The following is a 16,822-nucleotide window of genomic DNA, read 5'->3' as shown; positions in this document are numbered from 1 at the left end:
ACCATTTCGCCCGGAACCTGCTCATCGCCGGCGCTGTCCTGCTGACCGGAGGTCTATCCAATATGGTTCTCGCTCAAACGCAGGCGCCAGCCGCTTCCGCGACTGCCGCCGCCCAGCCGCAGTCGCGCGCGCAGCAATTGATGGGGGCCATCGCGCCCAAGCTGGCAGAGCTCACCGACAGCGTGCTCTATGGCGATATCTGGCAGCGGCCCCAACTCTCAAAGCGGGATCGCAGCCTGATCACGGTGGCCGCGCTGATCGCGTTGAATCGTCCCGACCAGCTTCGCTCCCACCTCGCGCTGGCGCGCCAGAATGGCGTGACCGAGGACGAACTGGTCGAGACGATCACCCATCTGGCCTTCTATGCGGGCTGGCCGAATGCAGTCTCGGCTGTCGCGGTGGCCAGGGACGTCTTCCAGAAAAACTGAAACCCGTCTTGGGACGGCAATGCGCGGACCCGCACCCGGTCGGCGATGTGGCGCCATCAGCATTTCAGGGGATTCGAATGAAGGCGATCACGCTCACTCTCTCCGCGCTCCTTGCCTTTGCTTCGGTGGCTCTGGCCCAACCTGAGCAGGCGGTCGTCGTCACCGGCGCCGGATCGCAGCCGTCCGGTACAGGCTCCGCCGACAATTTCACCGGTTCGGTGCGTGTCGATTCCCGGTTTCAGCGGAACGCGCCCGCGCGGATCGGCGGTGGCATCGTGACGTTCGAACCTGGAGCGCGCACCGCCTGGCACACGCACCCGCTGGGCCAGACCTTGATTGTCACGGCTGGGGTCGGCCTGGTTCAGCACTGGGGTGGCCCGATCCAGGAAATCCGGCCCGGCGACGTCGTGTGGATTCCGCCTGGCATCAAGCACTGGCATGGCGCCGCCGCCAGCACCGGCATGACGCATATCGCGATCGCCGAGGCGCTCGACGGCAAATCGGTCGACTGGATGGAACAGGTCTCGGACCAGCAGTACCGGCGCTGACGGCAGGCTCGAGCGAAGCCGTTGGCAGGCGCGACGGCAGGCCAAGGCCCGCATCGATCTTCAAATCCGAGCGAGGTCGTTGGTGAAGAGACTTGCCAAAGCCGTGACGCTTGCCGCCCCGGCCGCTGGCGCGGGATGGCGCCGGATGGCGCTAGCTTCCCCGGTAGCGGAGAATGTCCACCAAGAGGGTCAAGGCGGGCGAAGAGTGCCGCCGGCTCGGATAATAGAGGTGATAGCCGGGAAAATATGGGCACCAGTCTTCCAGCACGCGAACGAGCCGGCCCGCCGAGAGATAGGGCAGAACCTGGTCCTCCGGCAGGTAGGCGACGCCGAGTCCGTCGAGCGCCGAGTTCAGCCGCATGCCGAGATTGTTGAACACGAGCTGTCCTTCGCCGCGCACTTTCACCTCCCGGCCGTCCTTCTCCAGACCCCAGGGAAACAAGCCGCCATAAGTCGGAAGCCGTATGTTGATGCAGTTATGGGCTGTCAGGTCCTGCGGACTCAGCGGCGGCGGATATTTTTCGAAATAGGCCGGTGATCCGACCACCGCCATGCGCATGGCCGGACCGATGCGCACCGCGATCATGTCTTTTGCCACCTGCTCTCCCATGCGGACGCCCGCATCGTAGCCCTCCGCCACGATGTCGGTCAGGCCATAGTCGACGATGATCTCGACGTTGATATCGGGATGGTCCGGCAAGAACCGCTGCAGTGCCGGCTGGAGAATCGAAATAGCCGGATGCTCGCCGGCGGTAATCCGAACCGTGCCAGCGGGCTTCTCCCGCAGTTCGCCCAGCGCCACCAGCCTGGCTTCGATCTCCTCGAACCGGGGAGCAACAGTCTCCAGCAGGCGCTCGCCAGCCTCGGTCGGAGACACGCTGCGGGTTGTCCGCGTCAGCAGGCGCAGGCCGATCCGTTCCTCGAGCGCTTTGATGGTTTGGCTGAGCGCCGATTGCGACACGCCCAGCTTCGCCGCCGCCCGGGTAAAGCTCCGCTCCTTGGCCACGAGGGCGAAGGCGGCCAGATCATTGAAGTTTCCATAGGCCATTCAGACAAGCCATTCATTAGTCGATCTTATTATCGATTGCCGATTATCGCGCGCAATCGCAAGAGAGCGAATGGCGAATGGCGAATGGCGAATGGCGAATGGCGAATGGCGAATGGGGAGTGGGGATGCGTGAACCCTCTCCCACGAAGTCGTGGGCGAGGGTTTGCGCGCGGCCGCCGACGCTCTGCCGCCCTGCCCGGCTTACCGGCTGCAGGGGTTCTCGGTCAGCCAGTCGATCTTGGTCAGGGTGCCGCGCAGCGAGAACTCGCCGTAATTGACCACGAGTTGGCGCGACACGCCGTTTTCGTAGAGCTCGAAGGCGATCGAATAGGCCGGCGTCGCGCTTTCCTTGCCGGCCTCGAAATAGCTGATCGTCACCGGCCAGCGCGCCAGGCTCATCAGCCGCGGGTCGCGCGCCGCCGCCTCGATAGTGCTGCCGGCGCCCGGCTCGATGCGCCGGCCGATCACCGCGGTGGCGTTGTAGAGCTTCTCGCCGGTCTCGGCGCCGTCATAGACCTTCACCTCCAGGATCGACTGGCCGGCCCGCGCCGCGTCGATGATCCGCCTGAGATGCTCGGTCGGGAAGATGGTCTGCCCGTCGATTTCCGAATTGACCGGCCGCGGCTTGGTCACCGCGATCCGGATGGTGCCGGCGGCCCGGGTCGCATTGCCGTCGGTCTCGTCGCGTGGCGCGCCGTTCTCGGTCGAGCGCGAGGTGAAGCGGAAGCCGGTGCCGTCGCCTTCCTCGAAATTGGCGGTGCGCACGTCCATCACGACCTGATTGCCGTTGACCACCAGCTCGACCACCTGGCGAAAGCTGGTCGTATAACCCTCGCAGAGATTGCCGTTGGTCTCGAACAGGATGCGGCCGCGGGCGGTGTCGATGCCGCGCGTCGCGCGCCGGCCGTCGAGCGACAGATCATAGACGCCGCGATGCGGGGTCAGCACCGGTTCGGCGGCCTGCGCGGCCGGGACCGCCGCGCTGAACAGGAGGGCGGCAGCGGCGAACGCGAGCGGACGGATCGGGATCATCTGATGGCTCCAGGACTTAAAGGTCCGAATGCCCAGCATAGGAGGGCGGATCGGAGGCGACAACGCGGCGCGGGTGTGTTGCGTTTCAGCCGCCTTGCGCGGCTCAGCGCCTTGGGGCACGTTCCGGCGCCGTTCTCCTCGTTCCGAAATGCCAAGGATTCGCCATGTCGATCATCGGAAACCGCCTCGCCGAACTCGGGATCACCTTGCCGACCCCGGTCGCGCCGATCGCCAATTACGTGCCCTTCGTGCGCACCGGCAACACGCTTGTCGTGTCCGGCCAGATTTCGCTCGGGCCCAACGGGCTGATGGCCGGCAAGCTCGGCGGCGACGTCTCGATCGAGGACGGGCAGAAGGCGGCGCGCCAGGCCGCCATCAACGTGCTGGCCCAGATCCAGGCGGCGGTCGGCAATCTCGACAATGTCGTGCGCATCGTCAGGCTCGGCGGCTTCATCAATTGCACGCCGGACTTTTTCGACGCGCCCAAGGTCATGAACGGCGCCTCCGACCTGATGGTCGAGGTGTTCGGCGACAAGGGCCGGCATGCCCGCTCGACCGTCGGCGTCGCCGCCTTGCCGGTCAATGCGGCGGTCGAGGTGGAAGCGCTGGTCGAGGTCGCCTGATGGCGTCGCGCGACCTCGGCTGGTTGATCGCGCGTCCGATCGCCCATCGCGGCCTGCATGATGCCGCAAGCGGCGTGATCGAGAATTGCCCGAAAGCTTTTGCCGCGGCGATAGCGGGCCATTATGCCATCGAATGTGATGTCCAGCCGAGCGCGGATGGCGAGGCCGTGGTGTTCCACGACCAGACGCTGGACCGGCTGACGCTGGAGACCGGGCGGGTCGATGCGCGCCCGGTCGACGCCTTGAAAGCCGTCCGGTTCAAGGCCACCGACGACCGGATGCTGACGCTTTCCGAACTGTTCGACCAGGTGGCCGGCCAGGTGCCGCTGGTGGTCGAGATCAAATCGGAATTCGACGGCAAGCTCGCTCTGACCCGGCGCGTCGCGGCGCTCGCCGGCGGCTATCGCGGGCCGCTGGCCCTGATGTCGTTCGATCCGGCGGTGATCGCCTGGCTCAAGGACAATGCGCCGGACCTGACGCGCGGCATCGTCGCCGAATCCGACCATGACCGGCCGCACCTGACGCCGGCCGAGCGGACCATGAGGCGCGACCTGGCCGCGCTGGCGCATTTTCCGGCCACCGATCCGCATTTCCTGTCGTGGAAGATCGCCGACATGCCGAATGCGGCGACCGTGCTGTTCCGCAGCGCGCTGAAGCGGCCGGTGATCTGCTGGACGGTGCGCAGCGATGACGACCGTTTGAACGCCGCCAGATATGCGGACCAAGTGACGTTCGAGGGTTATCGGGCTTAAGATAGCAGCCGATGAGCGCCCCGCCCTTCACCATCCGCATCGTCTCGAGCCTGGCCGAGATTCCCGCAGCCGATTGGAATGCCTGCGCGGCGGATGAAACCGGCAGCGTGGATCCCTTTCTCGACCATGCCTTCTTCCTGTCGCTGGAGGAATCCGGCTCGGCCGTCCGGGCGACCGGCTGGCTTGGCCATCACCTGGTGCTCGAGGATGCGGCCGGCGTCATCCAGGGCGTCATGCCCTGCTACCTGAAGAGCCATTCGCGCGGCGAATATGTCTTCGACCAGGGTTGGGCCGAGGCCTATGAACAGGCCGGCGGCCGCTATTACCCGAAACTGCAGGTCAGCGTGCCGTTCACGCCGGCGACCGGCCGGCGCCTGCTGGTCCGGGCCGGCATGGACCAGCACCTGGCGCGCACCGCCCTGGCGCAAGGTGCTGCCCAGGTCGCGCTGCAGCGCGGCGTCTCGTCGCTGCACGTCACCTTCTGCATGAAGGACGAATGGGACCTTCTGGGCGCCGCCGGCTATCTGCAGCGCGCCGATACCCAGTTCCATTTCGAAAATGCCGGTTATGCCGATTTCGACGCCTTCCTGGCGGCCCTGTCGTCACGCAAGCGCAAGGTGATCCGGCGCGAGAGGCGCGAAGCGCTGGACGGACGCGGCATCACCATTCGCCGACTGACCGGGGCGGAGCTCACCGAAGCGGCCTGGGATGCCTTCTTCGCCTTTTACACCGATACCGGTTCGCGCAAATGGGGCCGACCTTACCTGACCCGCGCCTTCTTCTCGCTGATCGGCGAGCGGATGGCCGATCGCATCCTGCTGATCATGGCCGAACGCGACGGCCGCTATATCGCCGGCGCGATCAATTTCATTGGCCGCGACGTGCTCTATGGCCGCCATTGGGGCTGTATCGAGGAACATTCCTTCCTGCATTTCGAGGTCTGTTATTACCAGGCGATCGAGCACGCGATCGAGACCGGCCTGCAACGCGTGGAAGCCGGTGCGCAGGGCGAACACAAGCTGGCGCGCGGCTATCGGCCGGTCGAAACCCATTCGGCCCATTTCATCACCGACCGGGGCCTGCGCCGGGCGGTCGCCGACTACCTGGTGCGCGAGCGCGGTTATGTCGCCAGCGCCATCGACGAGCTCGCCGCCATGGCGCCGTTCCGCAAGGCCGAAGTCGAATCGGAGTGACAGCCGAGTCCGGGTGAACATCGAATTCGCGTGACGAGTCGATGCCGACTTTTCTGAACCGGAGCTAAACGCCGCGATATCGGCAGTTCAGATTGCCCCGCTCATTCTGCCTGTCAGTCGGGTCTTCCGACCACGTCATGACAAGGAGATTTCCCATGTTGGATCGTCGCGCTTTCTTCGCCACGCTGGTCGGTGGCGTTGCCGTCGCCGCCGTCGCCGGCAGCATGGCTGCCGAGGCTGCCGAGATCAGCATCCCGGTCAGCACGCCAGCCGCTCCGGTCGCCGCTGTCGCCGAGGCTGCAGCGCCTGCCGAAGCGCTCGAGATGCGCGGCCGCCATCGGCACTCGCACCGGCACTCGCACCGGCATTCCCGCCGCCATCGCCATCACCGCCGTCACGTGCACCGGTCGCGCCGGCATCGCCACTGATCGATGAAAGCCCGCCCGGGCGATCGCCTCTGAGCGTCCGGGCGGAACCAATTCGCGGATCGACACGTACTTAGGGAAATACCCCGGAGAGTTCCCCTGGGTCATTTTGAGGACCGACGTTTCGGGGGGCCGCGTCCCCCCGCCTTGGAGGAAACGAGATGATGCATCGTCGCTCATTTCTGTGGCTTCTGGCCGGCGGCGCCGTGGTCGCCGCGACCCAAGGGGCCGACGCACAGACAGCCTTGCCCAATCTGTCGGAAACGCCCGCAGATGGCCCCGCACCCCTGACGCCAGCCGCCGACGGTCCGGATCGGATCGCGAGCGAGCCGCGCGAGATGCAATATTGGTATTATCGTCGTCGCCGCTACTGGCGCCGCCGCTATTATTGGCGCCGTCGCTATTACTGGCGCCGCCGCCGCTACTGGCGCCGCCGCTACTACTGGTAAGAGCGCACCCCTCACTGGCCGGCGTCGCCATGTGCAGGCGCCGGCAACCATGATCAGGCATTTCCCGACACAGACGGGAAATATACCGATGTTAGCTCTTGCGGGTTCCGTAGCATCGCTCATGTAGCCGACGCTCTTTCCTTCCTCTCGTTCTGGAGACGCCCTTATGCTCGATCGACGTTCGTTCCTGGCGGTGTTGGCCGGCGGCATTGCGGTCGCAACGACCCAGCAAGCCGAGGCCCGCGGCGCTGTTCCGGCGCCGGCCGCCGCCGCGCCGGATCTCGCCGCGACCGCGACCGCGGCCGCTCCCGGCGACCGCGCAGCCCCCGCCGCCGGCGAACCCCGGGAAATGCAGTATTATTACCGTCGCCGGTACTACTACCGCCGCCCGGTCTACGTTTACCGCCGGCGCTATTACCGTCGCCGCTACTACTGGTAAGCAGCCAAGGCACCGGCCGGCGCCGCGTCTCGGACAGGCGCCGGCTATCATTTCCAGGACTTGCCCGTCACGGACGGGAAATATACCGATGTCAGGCCTCGCGGATTCCGTAGCATCGCGCGCGTCACGGAAACCCGTTCCTTTCATCCTGGAGATGCCCCTATGCTCGATCGTCGTTCGTTCCTGGCTGTTCTTGCCGGCGGCGTCGCCGTCGCAGCCGCTACGACAAGTGCGGAAGCAGCCCCGGTTCCGGCTGCGCTGACTGAACCTGCTCTCGATACGCCGCGGACCGTTGCCGGACTGCGTGAAGGCCTTGCCGCGACGACCGCCGAGCCGCGGGAGATGCAGTATTATTACCGTCGCCGCTACTATTACCGCCGCCCGGTCTATGTCGTGCGCCGCCCGGTCTATGTCGTGCGCCGGCCGCGCCTCGTGCGCCGCTGCGTCTGGACCGGCTATGGCCGCGTCTGCCGGGTGGTCCGGGTCTGGTAATTCACGTGTCCGCCGGTCGCTTGACGACACGGCGGCGGACTGCGACACCCTCGTACTCACCAGCGCGAGGGTGTTTTCATGTCGACGTCAGCCTATGATCCGAACAATATCTTCGCCAGGATCCTGCGTGGCGAACTGCCCGCCGAAAAGGTCTTCGAGACCGACAAGATCCTGGCCTTCATGGATATCATGCCGCGGGCCGACGGCCATGTTCTGGTGATTCCGAAGACGCCGGCGCGCAATATCCTGGACATCCAGCCGGACGACCTGGCCGAACTGGCCAAGGGTGCGCAAATGGTCGCCAAAGCGGTCAAGGTGGGCATGGCGGCCGATGGCCTGACCATCCAGCAGTTCAACGAAAGCTCCGGCGGGCAGGTTGTGTTTCACATCCATGTCCATGTTCTGCCGCGCTGGGAAGGCGTCGCTTTGCGCCCGCCCGGCACCATGGCGAAACCGGACGTGCTGGCGGAACACGCCGGGCGCATCCGCGCCGCATTCGCCGGCGGCTGAGCGCGGGCTATTTCAGGCTTGGGCTATTTCAGGCCCAGCCAATAGGCGGAGCCGACAATGATGACCTCGGCGGTTGCCACGCCCATCAGCACCGAACGGCGGGCGATCCAGTAGACCGCGACGCCGGCGATCATCGCGCCGGCCCGCCAGCTGAGCGGCATGCCCGCCAGGACGCCGGCGGGAAAGAACGCCAGTTTGGCGACGACGGCGGCGAGCGTCGCGGTCGCCACCGCCCGGACCCACAACAGCAGCTCGGAGCCTTCGCGCAGGCCGCGCCCGACCACCAGGCCGAGCCAGCGCCAGATTTCGCTCGGCAGGAAACCCGCCAGGATCAGCGCCAGGTAAGGGGTGAGATCGCTGCCGACCAGCGTCATGGCGCGAGCCGCGACCGGCGCAGGCGGGCCAGGCCATAAGCCAGCGTGCCGCCGCCGAGCCCCGCCCACAGGAGCTCCAGCCCGTCGCCGGCGAAGGACGCGAGCGGCAGCCCGGCAAAGCCGACGCCAATGGCGAGCTGATCGGACAGGACGCGCGACGTGGTGAACAGCGACAGCAGGAAGAAGATCGGCGTCAGAAACAGCAGGCCCGCGGCGAAAGCCTGGGGAATGATGCCGGCCAGGCCATAACCGGCGGCGGTCGCAAGCGTCGCCGAACACAACAGGCCGGTCGCCAGGCCGAGAAAGAAAGGCACCCTGCCCTCGGCGTCGATGTCGGGCAATAGCCTGAGGCCTTCGACCCAGATCGAGATGGCGACCATATGGGCGCAGAGCATCATGGTCAGCGGGTGGCGCTGCTTGCCGCCGCGCAGATAGGGCAGAAGCGACACCACCATCGGCAGAAGCCGCACCGAGGAGAGCCCGACGGTCAGCCCGACCGCCAGCCAGGTGCCACCGGTGCCGAGGCCGTTGACCAGGATCAGGTGGGCAGGACCTGCCCAGATCAGCAACGTCGCGAGCATGGCCCAGGCGAGCGGCATGCCGAAATCGGCGCAGACCGAACCGATGCCGATGAAGGTCGCCGCCAGGATCACCGCCGGCAAGGCCGCCGATTGCCTCAGGCCCCTGCGGTACCAGCCGGCAGGCGAGATCGGGATGGGACGGGGCGCGGTGGTTGTCATGAGGCGCGTCAAAGTCAGCGACGGTCATGCCGAAGGCAAGAGCCTGCAGCGCATGTGGGCCATTCAGCCGATGAACCTTTCGCCAAGGGCGGTCGTCCTTCAACCCACAAAAAGCCGCGCCTCAAACAAAAACCCCGGCCTGGACGGCCGGGGTTTCGATTGTCGCGACGTCTCGTCGAGAGGTCACTCGGTCTTGAGCGGCACCTTGGGCACCGAACCGGACGGGCGCTTCGGCTCGACCGGCACCGGCAGTCCGCCCGACCCGCCGCCCTTGGGCTTGCGCTTCGGCGCTGCCTTGGTGCCGCCGCGCTTGGCGCTGGCCCGCTTGACGATCGCCCGGACGTCGGGGGCCACCGGCTCGGGTTTCGGCGTCACCGGGCCCTGCGGGAAGTCGAAGCCGAGGACCGGGAAGCCCTCTTCGTCCTTCTCGACCACCACGCGGACGTGGCCGCCGCTCTTCAGCCGCCCGAACAGCAGATATTCGGCCAGCGGCTTCTTGATATATTCCTGGATGACGCGGGCCATCGGGCGGGCGCCCATCTGCTCGTCGTAACCACGCTCGATCAGCCATTCCTTCGCGTCGGGCGACAGCTCGATCGTCACCTGACGATCGGCGAGCTGGGCCTCCAGCTGCATGACGAACTTCTCGACGACATTGCCGATCACCTCGGACGACAGATGTCCGAAGGCGATCACCGCATCCAGGCGGTTGCGGAATTCCGGCGCGAACAGCCGGTTGATGGCTTCGGTATCGTCGCCGGTCCGCTTGGTGCGGGTGAAGCCGATGGCCGGCTTGGCCAGATCGGAAGCACCGGCATTGGTGGTCATGATCAGGATGACATTGCGGAAATCGACCGACTTGCCGTTGTGGTCGGTCAGTTTGCCGTGGTCCATGATCTGCAGCAGGATGTTGAACAGGTCCGGATGGGCCTTCTCGATCTCATCGAGCAGCAGCACGCAATATGGGTTCTGGTCGACGCCATCGGTGAGCAGGCCGCCCTGGTCGAAGCCGACATAGCCCGGAGGCGCGCCGATCAGCCGCGAGACGGTGTGGCGTTCCATATATTCCGACATGTCGAAGCGCAGCAGCTGGACGCCGAGCACCGAGGCCAATTGCTTGGCGACTTCGGTCTTGCCGACGCCGGTCGGGCCGGAGAACAGGTAATTGCCGATCGGCTTTTCCGGTTCCCGCAGGCCGGCACGGGCAAGCTTGATCGACGCCGACAGGGCCTCGATCGCCTTGTCCTGGCCGTAGACCACGCGCTTCAGCGTGTTCTCGATATTGCGCAGGATCTCGGCATCGTCCTTGGACACGGTCTTCGGCGGGATGCGCGCCATGGTGGCGATCGTCGCCTCGATTTCCTTCAGACCGATGACCTTCTTGCGCTTGGCCTCGGGCACCAGCATCTGGGCCGCGCCCGACTCGTCGATCACGTCGATCGCCTTGTCCGGCAGCTTGCGGTCATGGATATAGCGCGCGGAGAGCTCCACCGCGGCCTTGATCGCCTCGTTGGTGTAGCGCAGCCGGTGATAGGTCTCGAAAGCCGTCTTCAGGCCCTTCAGGATCTCGATCGTGTCCGGCACCGAAGGCTCGTTCACGTCGATCTTCTGGAAGCGGCGGACCAGCGCCCGGTCCTTCTCGAAATATTGCCGATATTCCTTGTAGGTGGTCGAGCCCATGCAGCGCAGCGTGCCCTGGGCGAGCGCCGGCTTCAAAAGGTTGGAGGCATCCATGGCGCCGCCCGAGGTCGCGCCGGCGCCGATGACGGTGTGGATCTCGTCGATGAACATGATCGCCTTGGGGTGGGCTTCCACCTCCTTGATGACCTGTTTCAAGCGTTCCTCGAAATCGCCGCGATAGCGCGTGCCGGCGAGCAGGGTGCCCATGTCGAGCGAAAACACGGTGGCATCGCGCAGGACGTCGGGCACGTCGTTCTCGACGATGCGCTTGGCCAGGCCCTCGGCAATGGCGGTCTTGCCGACGCCGGGGTCGCCGACGAACAGCGGATTGTTCTTCTGGCGCCGGCAGAGCACCTGGATGGTGCGGTTGATCTCGATGTCGCGGCCGATCAGCGGATCGATCCGGCCTTCGCGCGCCTTCTTGTTCAGGTTGACGCAATAGGTGTCGAGCGCGTCGCCCTTCTTCTTGTCGTCGGGCGACTTGTCCTTGGCCTCTTCCGGCTCGTCGGTGCCCTTGGGCAGGCGCGGCTCGGCGAGGCCGGCGCGCTTGGCGATGCCGTGCGAGATGTAATTGACCGCGTCGTAACGGGTCATGTCCTGCTCCTGCAGGAAATAGGCGGCATGGCTCTCGCGCTCGGCGAAGATCGCGACCAGCACATTGGCGCCGGTGACTTCTTCGCGGCCCGACGACTGGACATGGATCACGGCGCGCTGGATGACGCGCTGGAAGCCGGCGGTGGGCTTGGAATCCTCCGACCCGTCGGTGATCAGGTTTTCCAGTTCGGTATCGATATAGCCGAGCAGGCTCTTCTTCAGCTTGTCGAGATCGACGCTGCAGGCCTTCATCACGGCCGCGGCGTCCTGGTCCTCGACCAGCGCCAGCAGGAGATGCTCAAGCGTTGCATATTCGTGCCGGCGCTCGTTGGCGAGCGCCAGTGCCCGATGGAGTGATTGTTCGAGACTGCGTGAAAATGAGGGCAAGGGAACCTCTTAAAACATCAATGCGTCGACGGGCAGCACGCGAAACCGGCCTATTTCTTCTCCATCACGCATTGCAGCGGATGCTGATGCTTGCGTGCGAAGTCCATCACCTGGGTCACCTTGGTCTCGGCGACTTCATAGGTAAAGACGCCGCACTCTCCGACGCCGTGCTGGTGAACGTGCAACATGATGCGGGTCGCATCATCGCCGTTCTTGTTGAAGAATTTCTGCAGCACATGCACTACGAACTCCATCGGCGTGTAGTCGTCGTTCAGCAGCAGCACCCGGTAAAGGCTCGGCCGCTTGGTCTGCGGACGCGTCTTCGCAATGACCGAAGTGCCCGGCCCGCCCGGGTCCTGGTCTCGCTCGTCGCGTTTGCCGGCCATGGCGGTCGCAAGGTTTGCGGGCGCGGGCCGGAAGGGAAAGCCAGTGTGGATCAGCACTGCATCATTCGTCATGGTGGAGCTTGCATCTCGGCGGACCGAGACGCCCGAAATTATCCAGTCGATGGAACGGATGCCAGAATCATGCCGGTATGCCGACCCGAGACTATGCGGAAGACTGTGGGTAATAATAGGGACGCGACGCGCCGCCCGCTAGGGCGTCGATGGGCGCGTGGGTGCGGCGATGTCGCGCTGCCAGACCGCCATGGTCACGTCGGCTTCGGCATCGATCAGCGTTTCGGCTGAAACCCGGAGACCGTGACCGGCCAGCACGGCGCCGGGTGGACCTGCGGTAAAGCAGGGCCGGCCCTCGGGAATGCGTATGCCGCGGGCGGTCGACAGCACGAACCCGGCATAGCCGATATCGAGGAAGTGATCGAAGACACCGGTGCCGCCGGCCACCGCGACCGTTCCCTCGGCAATCCCCATGATCTCGAGCACATGATTAAAAGTCATGTGCCCGGGGTTCCAGAAATGCGCGCAGCGATCCGCCGGATCGGCCACCAGACCGGTCACCGCGCGGGTCAGCACCAGCCGGCGCCGGCCGGGATTGGGATGCAGCTGATGGCCATGCCGCCCGAGCACCACCAGTTCGGCGCGATCGAGGGCGGCCTGGAACAGGCGCCAGTCGGCATCGTTCATCAGCCGCCTGGGCATCGACCCGTCGGCCTCGGCGATCATGCCGTCGGCCGAGACGATGGCATGGCCTTCGATGGCGATCCTGACCGGTGCCGGTGTCATGTCACGCCGCCTGTCTGGTTTCGGCAATCTTCACGAGGTTGCGCAGGATCACCGTCGCGCCGCGCAGCCGGTCCTCCGGCTTCGGCCAATCACGGATGAAGACGATCTTCTGGTCCGGACGGACCTTGGCCAGCGACCCCTGCTCGCCAATATAGCGCACCAGCCCCCCGGATTGGAGAATTTCTGGTCGCGGAACGACAGGACGATGCCGCGTGGGCCGGCATCGACCTTGTCGACATTGGCCCGCCGGCACAAGGCCTTGACCACCGCCACCTTGACCAGATGCTGAACCTCGTCGGGCAAGGGCCCGAAACGGTCGATCATCTCGGCGGCGAAGGCGTCGATCTCCTGGTCGGTCTCGAGGTCGCCGAGGCGGCGATAGAGCGACAGGCGCAGGCTGAGATCCTCGACATAATGATCGGGGATCAGGATCGGCGTGCCGACCGTGATCTGCGGCGACCACTTGTCCTCCACCGCATCGTCGACCAGGCCGGACTTCATCATCGACACGGCCTCTTCCAGCATCTGCTGGTAGAGCTCGTAGCCGACCTCCTTGATATGGCCGGACTGGTCGTCGCCGAGCAGGTTGCCGGCGCCGCGGATGTCGAGATCGTGGGAGGCGAGCTGGAAGCCGGCGCCGAGCGTGTCGAGCGACTGCAGCACCTTCAGGCGGCGCTCGGCCTGCGGCGTGATCGGCTTGTTTTCGGGCAAGGTGAACAGCGCATAGGCGCGTGTCTTGGCCCGGCCGACCCGGCCGCGCAGCTGGTAGAGCTGGGCCAGGCCGAACATGTCGGCGCGCCAGATGATCAGGGTATTGGCGGTGGGAATGTCGAGCCCGGATTCGACGATCGTGGTCGAGACCAGGATGTCGATCTTGCCGTCATAGAAGGCGCCGATGCGATCCTCGAGCTCGGTCGGCGCCATCTGGCCATGGGCGATGATGAATTTCGCCTCCGGCACGTGTTCGCGCAGGAAGGCCTCGACCTCGCCGAGATCCTCGATGCGCGGGCAGACGAAGAAGGCCTGGCCGCCGCGATAGCGCTCGCGCAGCAGGGCCTCGCGGACGATCAGGGGGTCGAAGGGCGTCACGAAGGAGCGGACCGCCAGGCGATCGACCGGCGGGGTCGCAATGATCGACAGGTCGCGCACGCCGGTCATGGCGAGCTGCAGGGTGCGCGGGATCGGGGTTGCCGTCAGGGTCAGCACATGGACCTCGGCGCGCAACTGCTTCAGCCGCTCCTTGTGGCCGACGCCGAAATGCTGCTCCTCGTCGACGATGACCAGCCCCAGGTCCTTGAAGGCTATGGCCTTGCCGAGCAGCGCATGGGTGCCGACGACGATATCGACGGCGCCGTCGGTCAGGCCCTTCTTGGCGGCGGCGAGATCGGCCGAGCCGACCATGCGCGAGGCCTGGGCAATATTGATCGGCAAGCCCTTGAACCGTTCGGTGAAGGTCTTGAAATGCTGGCGGGCGAGCAGCGTGGTCGGCACCACCACCGCCACCTGCTTGCCGTTCATGACCGAGGCAAAGGCGGCACGCAGCGCCACCTCGGTCTTGCCGAAGCCGACATCGCCGCAGATCAGGCGATCCATCGGCTTGCCGGAACCGAGATCTTCCAGCACCGCGTCGATGGCGCCGGCCTGGTCGTCGGTCTCGTCATAAGGGAAGCGCGCGGCGAATTCGTCATAGGCGCCGTCGGGCGCCACCAGCTTCGGCGCCTCGCGCAGGGCGCGAGCGGCGGCGATCTTGATCAGCTCGCCGGCCATTTCCAGGATGCGCTTCTTCAGCCGGGCCTTGCGCGCCTGCCAGGCGCCGCCGCCGAGCTTGTCGAGCTGCGCCTCGGCATCTTCCGAGCCGTAACGGGACAGGAGCTCGATATTTTCGACCGGCAGGAACAGCTTGTCGCCGCCGGCATAATGGATCTCGACGCAGTCATGCGGAGCGCCCGCCGCCGTCACCGTGCGCAGGCCAATGAACCGGCCGATGCCGTGGTCGACATGGACAACCAGGTCGCCGGCCGACAGGCTGGTCGCCTCGGCGATGAAATCCTGGGCACGCTTGCGCTTCTTTTGCGCACGCACCAGCCGGTCGCCGAGAATGTCCTGTTCGCCGATGACGGCGATGTCGGGCGTCTCGAAGCCTTCCTCGATGCCGAGCACGGCGAGCGCGATCTCGTCGCCGCGCAGCGCCTGGGCGGCAGCCCAGCTCGCCACGGGACGGGCGGCCTTCAGGTCGTGATCGCCGAGAATCTGCAACAGGCGGTCGCGCGAGCCGTCCGACCAGGCCGCCACGACGACGCGCTTGCGGTCTTTGCGCAAGGCAGCGATATGGCCCACCACCGCGTCGAAGACATTGGCGTTCTCGTCGGCGCGCTCGGCCGCGAAGGAATGGCCGCGCCGCCCCTCGAGATCGATCAGAGCGCCGTCGGAGGCGCCGGCGAGCGCGAAGGCCGACAGCTTGACCACCGCCTCGCCATTGCGGCGGCGATCCCATTCATCCGCCGTCAGATAGAGCTGGTCGGGCGGCAAGGGCTTGTAGGTGACGCCGCCGGCATTGTGGTCGAGCGCCGTCTTGCGTGCATCGTAATAGTCGGCGACCGTCGTCAGGCGCTCCTTGGCGGCCTCCTCGACCAGGCCGTCCAGCACCACGCCGCTGCCGGGCAAATAGTCGAAGATCGTGTCCAGCCGGTCGTGGAACAGCGGCAGCCAATGCTCGACGCCGGGATGCCGGCGGCCCTCGGACACGGCCTCATAGAGCGCGTCGCCCTTGGTCGAGCCGCCGAAGGCGCGGACATAGGCCAGCCGGAACTTCACCATGGTCTCGGTGGTGATCTGCACCTCCGAGGTCGGCACCAGGTCGAGCCGCTTCAACTGGCCGGTGGTGCGCTGGGTCTCGGGATCGAAGGCGCGGATCGATTCCAGCGTATCGCCGAAGAAATCGAGCCGGATCGGCGCGTCGAGGCCCGGCGGATAAAGATCCAGAATGCCGCCGCGCACGGCATATTCGCCCACCTCGCGCACGGTGGAGGTGCGCATATAGCCGTTGTTCTCGAGCCAGGCCGACAGATTGGCCATGGACAGCACGTTGCCGGCCGCCGCCGACAGCGATTGCGCCGCCAGCAGGCCCTTGGCCGGCAGGCGCTGCAGCGCCGCGTTGATGGTGGTCAGCACGATGGCCGGCGTCGCCCGGCCGGTGATGCGGGCGAGCCTCGACAGCGTCAGCATGCGCCGCGCCATGATCGCCCCATTCGGCGAAGCGCGGTCATAGGGCTGGCAGTCCCAGGCCGGCAGTGTCAGGATTTCGATGCCGGGGGCGAAAAAGCCGAGCGCCGATTCCAGTGCCTGCATGCGCGGGCCGTCGCGGCAGACGACCACCAGTTCGGGCGAGGCCTGGTCGCCCTTGGCGTGCAACTGGCGCGCCAGATCGGCAATGACGAGCGCGTCGAAGCCCTGCGGCACGCCGGCGAGGGTCAGGCGGCCGCGCGAAGCAACGACGTCAGCGGGGGATCGTTTGGCCATCAGCCGCGCCAGGCTCCCTTGCCTTCCGAGTGGAATGTTTTCAGCGACCGGAAGACGCTCGTGTCGTAATTGGCCGGCGTCGACGCCTTGTCGGTCACCCAGGCGAACAGGTCGCGGTCCGGCACCTCGATCAGCCGCTCGTAATCGTCGAGCTCGGCCTCCGTCAGGGTGCCAATATGGACATCGGCGAAACGGCCCATGATCAGGTCCATCTCGCGCGTGCCGCGGTGCCAGGACCGAAACAGGATCTTGCGGCGGCGCGGATCGAGATCGGCGCTGGAACGGGTGGTTCCGGTCATGGGCAGGCTCCGGGGCGAAACGGCGAAAGCCGGGGACGCTTCTGCGCGCCGCCCGGTTCGGCCGTTGTCCTAGCAAAGCTCGCCCCCGCTGTCAGCGTCGGAAAGC

Annotated in this window: 18 protein-coding genes and 1 pseudogene; 9 read left to right on the top strand and 10 right to left on the bottom strand. The window is 66.0% G+C overall.

What is annotated here, in order from left to right:
- Nucleotides 1-62: 62 nt before the first annotated feature.
- Complete coding sequence (locus E8M01_RS30600) at nt 63-428, top strand: carboxymuconolactone decarboxylase family protein (protein ID WP_246088869.1); 366 nt, start codon at nt 63-65, stop codon at nt 426-428.
- A 77-nt stretch (nt 429-505) separates the two neighbouring features.
- Nucleotides 506-976 (top strand): (R)-mandelonitrile lyase, encoded by a 471-nt coding sequence (locus tag E8M01_RS30595; RefSeq protein ID WP_136963615.1) that lies wholly within the window; start codon nt 506-508, stop codon nt 974-976.
- Between the two features lie 151 nt (nt 977-1,127).
- On the opposite strand, the gene E8M01_RS30590 is transcribed toward E8M01_RS30595, so the two are convergent.
- Nucleotides 1,128-2,024 (bottom strand): LysR family transcriptional regulator, encoded by an 897-nt coding sequence (locus E8M01_RS30590; protein WP_136963614.1) that lies wholly within the window; start codon nt 2,022-2,024, stop codon nt 1,128-1,130.
- Between the two features lie 201 nt (nt 2,025-2,225).
- Nucleotides 2,226-3,056 carry a cell envelope integrity EipB family protein gene (locus tag E8M01_RS30585; protein WP_170182138.1) on the bottom strand — a complete coding sequence of 277 codons (831 nt, stop codon included), beginning with the start codon at nt 3,054-3,056 and terminating at the stop codon, nt 2,226-2,228.
- A 164-nt stretch (nt 3,057-3,220) separates the two neighbouring features.
- On the opposite strand from E8M01_RS30585, the gene E8M01_RS30580 reads away from it, so the two are divergent.
- The 3 genes from E8M01_RS30580 to E8M01_RS30570 are packed head-to-tail and all read left to right on the top strand — an operon-like array spanning nt 3,221 to nt 5,624.
- The gene (locus tag E8M01_RS30580) at nt 3,221-3,679 is read left to right on the top strand and encodes a RidA family protein (RefSeq protein WP_136963612.1); all 459 of its coding nucleotides are present in this window, start codon (nt 3,221-3,223) and stop codon (nt 3,677-3,679) included.
- Nucleotides 3,679-4,431: a glycerophosphodiester phosphodiesterase family protein gene (locus E8M01_RS30575; protein WP_136963611.1), complete on the top strand. Its 753-nt coding sequence runs from the start codon at nt 3,679-3,681 to the stop codon at nt 4,429-4,431. The genes E8M01_RS30580 and E8M01_RS30575 overlap by 1 nt, the downstream gene beginning before the upstream one ends.
- Nucleotides 4,432-4,442: 11 nt before the next feature.
- The gene (locus E8M01_RS30570) at nt 4,443-5,624 is read left to right on the top strand and encodes a GNAT family N-acetyltransferase (protein WP_136963610.1); all 1,182 of its coding nucleotides are present in this window, start codon (nt 4,443-4,445) and stop codon (nt 5,622-5,624) included.
- 113 nt (nt 5,625-5,737) lie between these two features.
- On the opposite strand, the gene E8M01_RS30565 is transcribed toward E8M01_RS30570, so the two are convergent.
- The gene (locus E8M01_RS30565; protein ID WP_136963609.1) at nt 5,738-6,229 is read right to left on the bottom strand and encodes a hypothetical protein; all 492 of its coding nucleotides are present in this window, start codon (nt 6,227-6,229) and stop codon (nt 5,738-5,740) included.
- On the opposite strand from E8M01_RS30565, the gene E8M01_RS30560 reads away from it, so the two are divergent.
- From E8M01_RS30560 to E8M01_RS30545, 4 genes are all read left to right on the top strand, one after another.
- Nucleotides 6,214-6,498: a hypothetical protein gene (locus tag E8M01_RS30560; protein ID WP_136963608.1), complete on the top strand. Its 285-nt coding sequence runs from the start codon at nt 6,214-6,216 to the stop codon at nt 6,496-6,498. The genes E8M01_RS30565 and E8M01_RS30560 overlap by 16 nt on opposite strands.
- Before the next feature lie 166 nt (nt 6,499-6,664).
- The gene (locus E8M01_RS30555) at nt 6,665-6,937 is read left to right on the top strand and encodes a hypothetical protein (protein WP_136963607.1); all 273 of its coding nucleotides are present in this window, start codon (nt 6,665-6,667) and stop codon (nt 6,935-6,937) included.
- A gap of 162 nt (nt 6,938-7,099) precedes the next feature.
- The gene (locus E8M01_RS30550) at nt 7,100-7,429 is read left to right on the top strand and encodes a hypothetical protein (protein WP_136963606.1); all 330 of its coding nucleotides are present in this window, start codon (nt 7,100-7,102) and stop codon (nt 7,427-7,429) included.
- Nucleotides 7,430-7,507: 78 nt separating this feature from the next.
- Entirely contained in the window at nt 7,508-7,939 is a 432-nt protein-coding gene (locus E8M01_RS30545) for an HIT family protein (RefSeq protein WP_136963605.1), read from the top strand.
- A gap of 23 nt (nt 7,940-7,962) precedes the next feature.
- On the opposite strand, the gene E8M01_RS30540 is transcribed toward E8M01_RS30545, so the two are convergent.
- The 7 genes and pseudogenes from E8M01_RS30540 to E8M01_RS30510 form a co-directional block, all read right to left on the bottom strand.
- Nucleotides 7,963-8,313 (bottom strand): AzlD domain-containing protein, encoded by a 351-nt coding sequence (locus tag E8M01_RS30540; RefSeq protein WP_136963604.1) that lies wholly within the window; start codon nt 8,311-8,313, stop codon nt 7,963-7,965.
- Nucleotides 8,310-9,053, bottom strand: a complete 744-nt coding sequence (locus E8M01_RS30535) for an AzlC family ABC transporter permease (RefSeq protein ID WP_136963603.1) — start codon at nt 9,051-9,053, stop codon at nt 8,310-8,312. Before E8M01_RS30535 ends, E8M01_RS30540 begins: the two co-directional genes overlap by 4 nt.
- A gap of 183 nt (nt 9,054-9,236) precedes the next feature.
- The gene (gene clpA, locus E8M01_RS30530; RefSeq protein ID WP_136963602.1) at nt 9,237-11,714 is read right to left on the bottom strand and encodes an ATP-dependent Clp protease ATP-binding subunit ClpA; all 2,478 of its coding nucleotides are present in this window, start codon (nt 11,712-11,714) and stop codon (nt 9,237-9,239) included.
- Between the two features lie 50 nt (nt 11,715-11,764).
- Nucleotides 11,765-12,100: an ATP-dependent Clp protease adapter ClpS gene (gene clpS, locus E8M01_RS30525; protein ID WP_136964909.1), complete on the bottom strand. Its 336-nt coding sequence runs from the start codon at nt 12,098-12,100 to the stop codon at nt 11,765-11,767.
- Between the two features lie 210 nt (nt 12,101-12,310).
- A complete protein-coding gene (locus E8M01_RS30520) occupies nt 12,311-12,898 on the bottom strand; it encodes a dihydrofolate reductase family protein (RefSeq protein WP_136963601.1) in 588 nt (195 codons plus the stop codon).
- Between the two features lies 1 nt (nt 12,899).
- A pseudogene (mfd, locus tag E8M01_RS30515) lies at nt 12,900-16,417 on the bottom strand (transcription-repair coupling factor).
- Entirely contained in the window at nt 16,417-16,716 is a 300-nt protein-coding gene (locus tag E8M01_RS30510) for an FAD assembly factor SdhE (protein WP_136963600.1), read from the bottom strand. The pseudogene mfd and the gene E8M01_RS30510 overlap by 1 nt, the downstream one beginning before the upstream one ends.
- Between the last annotated feature and the right edge of the window lie 106 nt (nt 16,717-16,822).

Origin of the sequence: Phreatobacter stygius, assembly GCF_005144885.1 — a bacterium.
GTDB classification, from domain to species: Bacteria; Pseudomonadota; Alphaproteobacteria; order Rhizobiales; family Phreatobacteraceae; genus Phreatobacter; species Phreatobacter stygius.
Note: the sequence above shows the minus strand (reverse complement) of the source record. Positions and strands in the feature narration are given on the sequence as shown.

Bases quoted from the DNA above. Each gene is read 5' to 3' on its own strand.
- E8M01_RS30600 (WP_246088869.1), top strand. From the start codon at position 63: ATGGTTCTCGCTCAAACGCAGGCGCCAGCCGCTTCCGCGACTGCCGCC.
- E8M01_RS30595 (WP_136963615.1), top strand. From the start codon at position 506: ATGAAGGCGATCACGCTCACTCTCTCCGCGCTCCTTGCCTTTGCTTCG.
- E8M01_RS30590 (WP_136963614.1), bottom strand. From the start codon at position 2,024: ATGGCCTATGGAAACTTCAATGATCTGGCCGCCTTCGCCCTCGTGGCC.
- E8M01_RS30585 (WP_170182138.1), bottom strand. From the start codon at position 3,056: ATGATCCCGATCCGTCCGCTCGCGTTCGCCGCTGCCGCCCTCCTGTTC.
- E8M01_RS30580 (WP_136963612.1), top strand. From the start codon at position 3,221: ATGTCGATCATCGGAAACCGCCTCGCCGAACTCGGGATCACCTTGCCG.
- E8M01_RS30575 (WP_136963611.1), top strand. From the start codon at position 3,679: ATGGCGTCGCGCGACCTCGGCTGGTTGATCGCGCGTCCGATCGCCCAT.
- E8M01_RS30570 (WP_136963610.1), top strand. From the start codon at position 4,443: ATGAGCGCCCCGCCCTTCACCATCCGCATCGTCTCGAGCCTGGCCGAG.
- E8M01_RS30560 (WP_136963608.1), top strand. From the start codon at position 6,214: ATGCATCGTCGCTCATTTCTGTGGCTTCTGGCCGGCGGCGCCGTGGTC.
- E8M01_RS30565 (WP_136963609.1), bottom strand. From the start codon at position 6,229: ATGAGCGACGATGCATCATCTCGTTTCCTCCAAGGCGGGGGGACGCGG.
- E8M01_RS30555 (WP_136963607.1), top strand. From the start codon at position 6,665: ATGCTCGATCGACGTTCGTTCCTGGCGGTGTTGGCCGGCGGCATTGCG.
- E8M01_RS30550 (WP_136963606.1), top strand. From the start codon at position 7,100: ATGCTCGATCGTCGTTCGTTCCTGGCTGTTCTTGCCGGCGGCGTCGCC.
- E8M01_RS30545 (WP_136963605.1), top strand. From the start codon at position 7,508: ATGTCGACGTCAGCCTATGATCCGAACAATATCTTCGCCAGGATCCTG.
- E8M01_RS30540 (WP_136963604.1), bottom strand. From the start codon at position 8,313: ATGACGCTGGTCGGCAGCGATCTCACCCCTTACCTGGCGCTGATCCTG.
- E8M01_RS30535 (WP_136963603.1), bottom strand. From the start codon at position 9,053: ATGACAACCACCGCGCCCCGTCCCATCCCGATCTCGCCTGCCGGCTGG.
- clpS (WP_136964909.1), bottom strand. From the start codon at position 12,100: ATGGCCGGCAAACGCGACGAGCGAGACCAGGACCCGGGCGGGCCGGGC.
- E8M01_RS30520 (WP_136963601.1), bottom strand. From the start codon at position 12,898: ATGACACCGGCACCGGTCAGGATCGCCATCGAAGGCCATGCCATCGTC.
- E8M01_RS30510 (WP_136963600.1), bottom strand. From the start codon at position 16,716: ATGACCGGAACCACCCGTTCCAGCGCCGATCTCGATCCGCGCCGCCGC.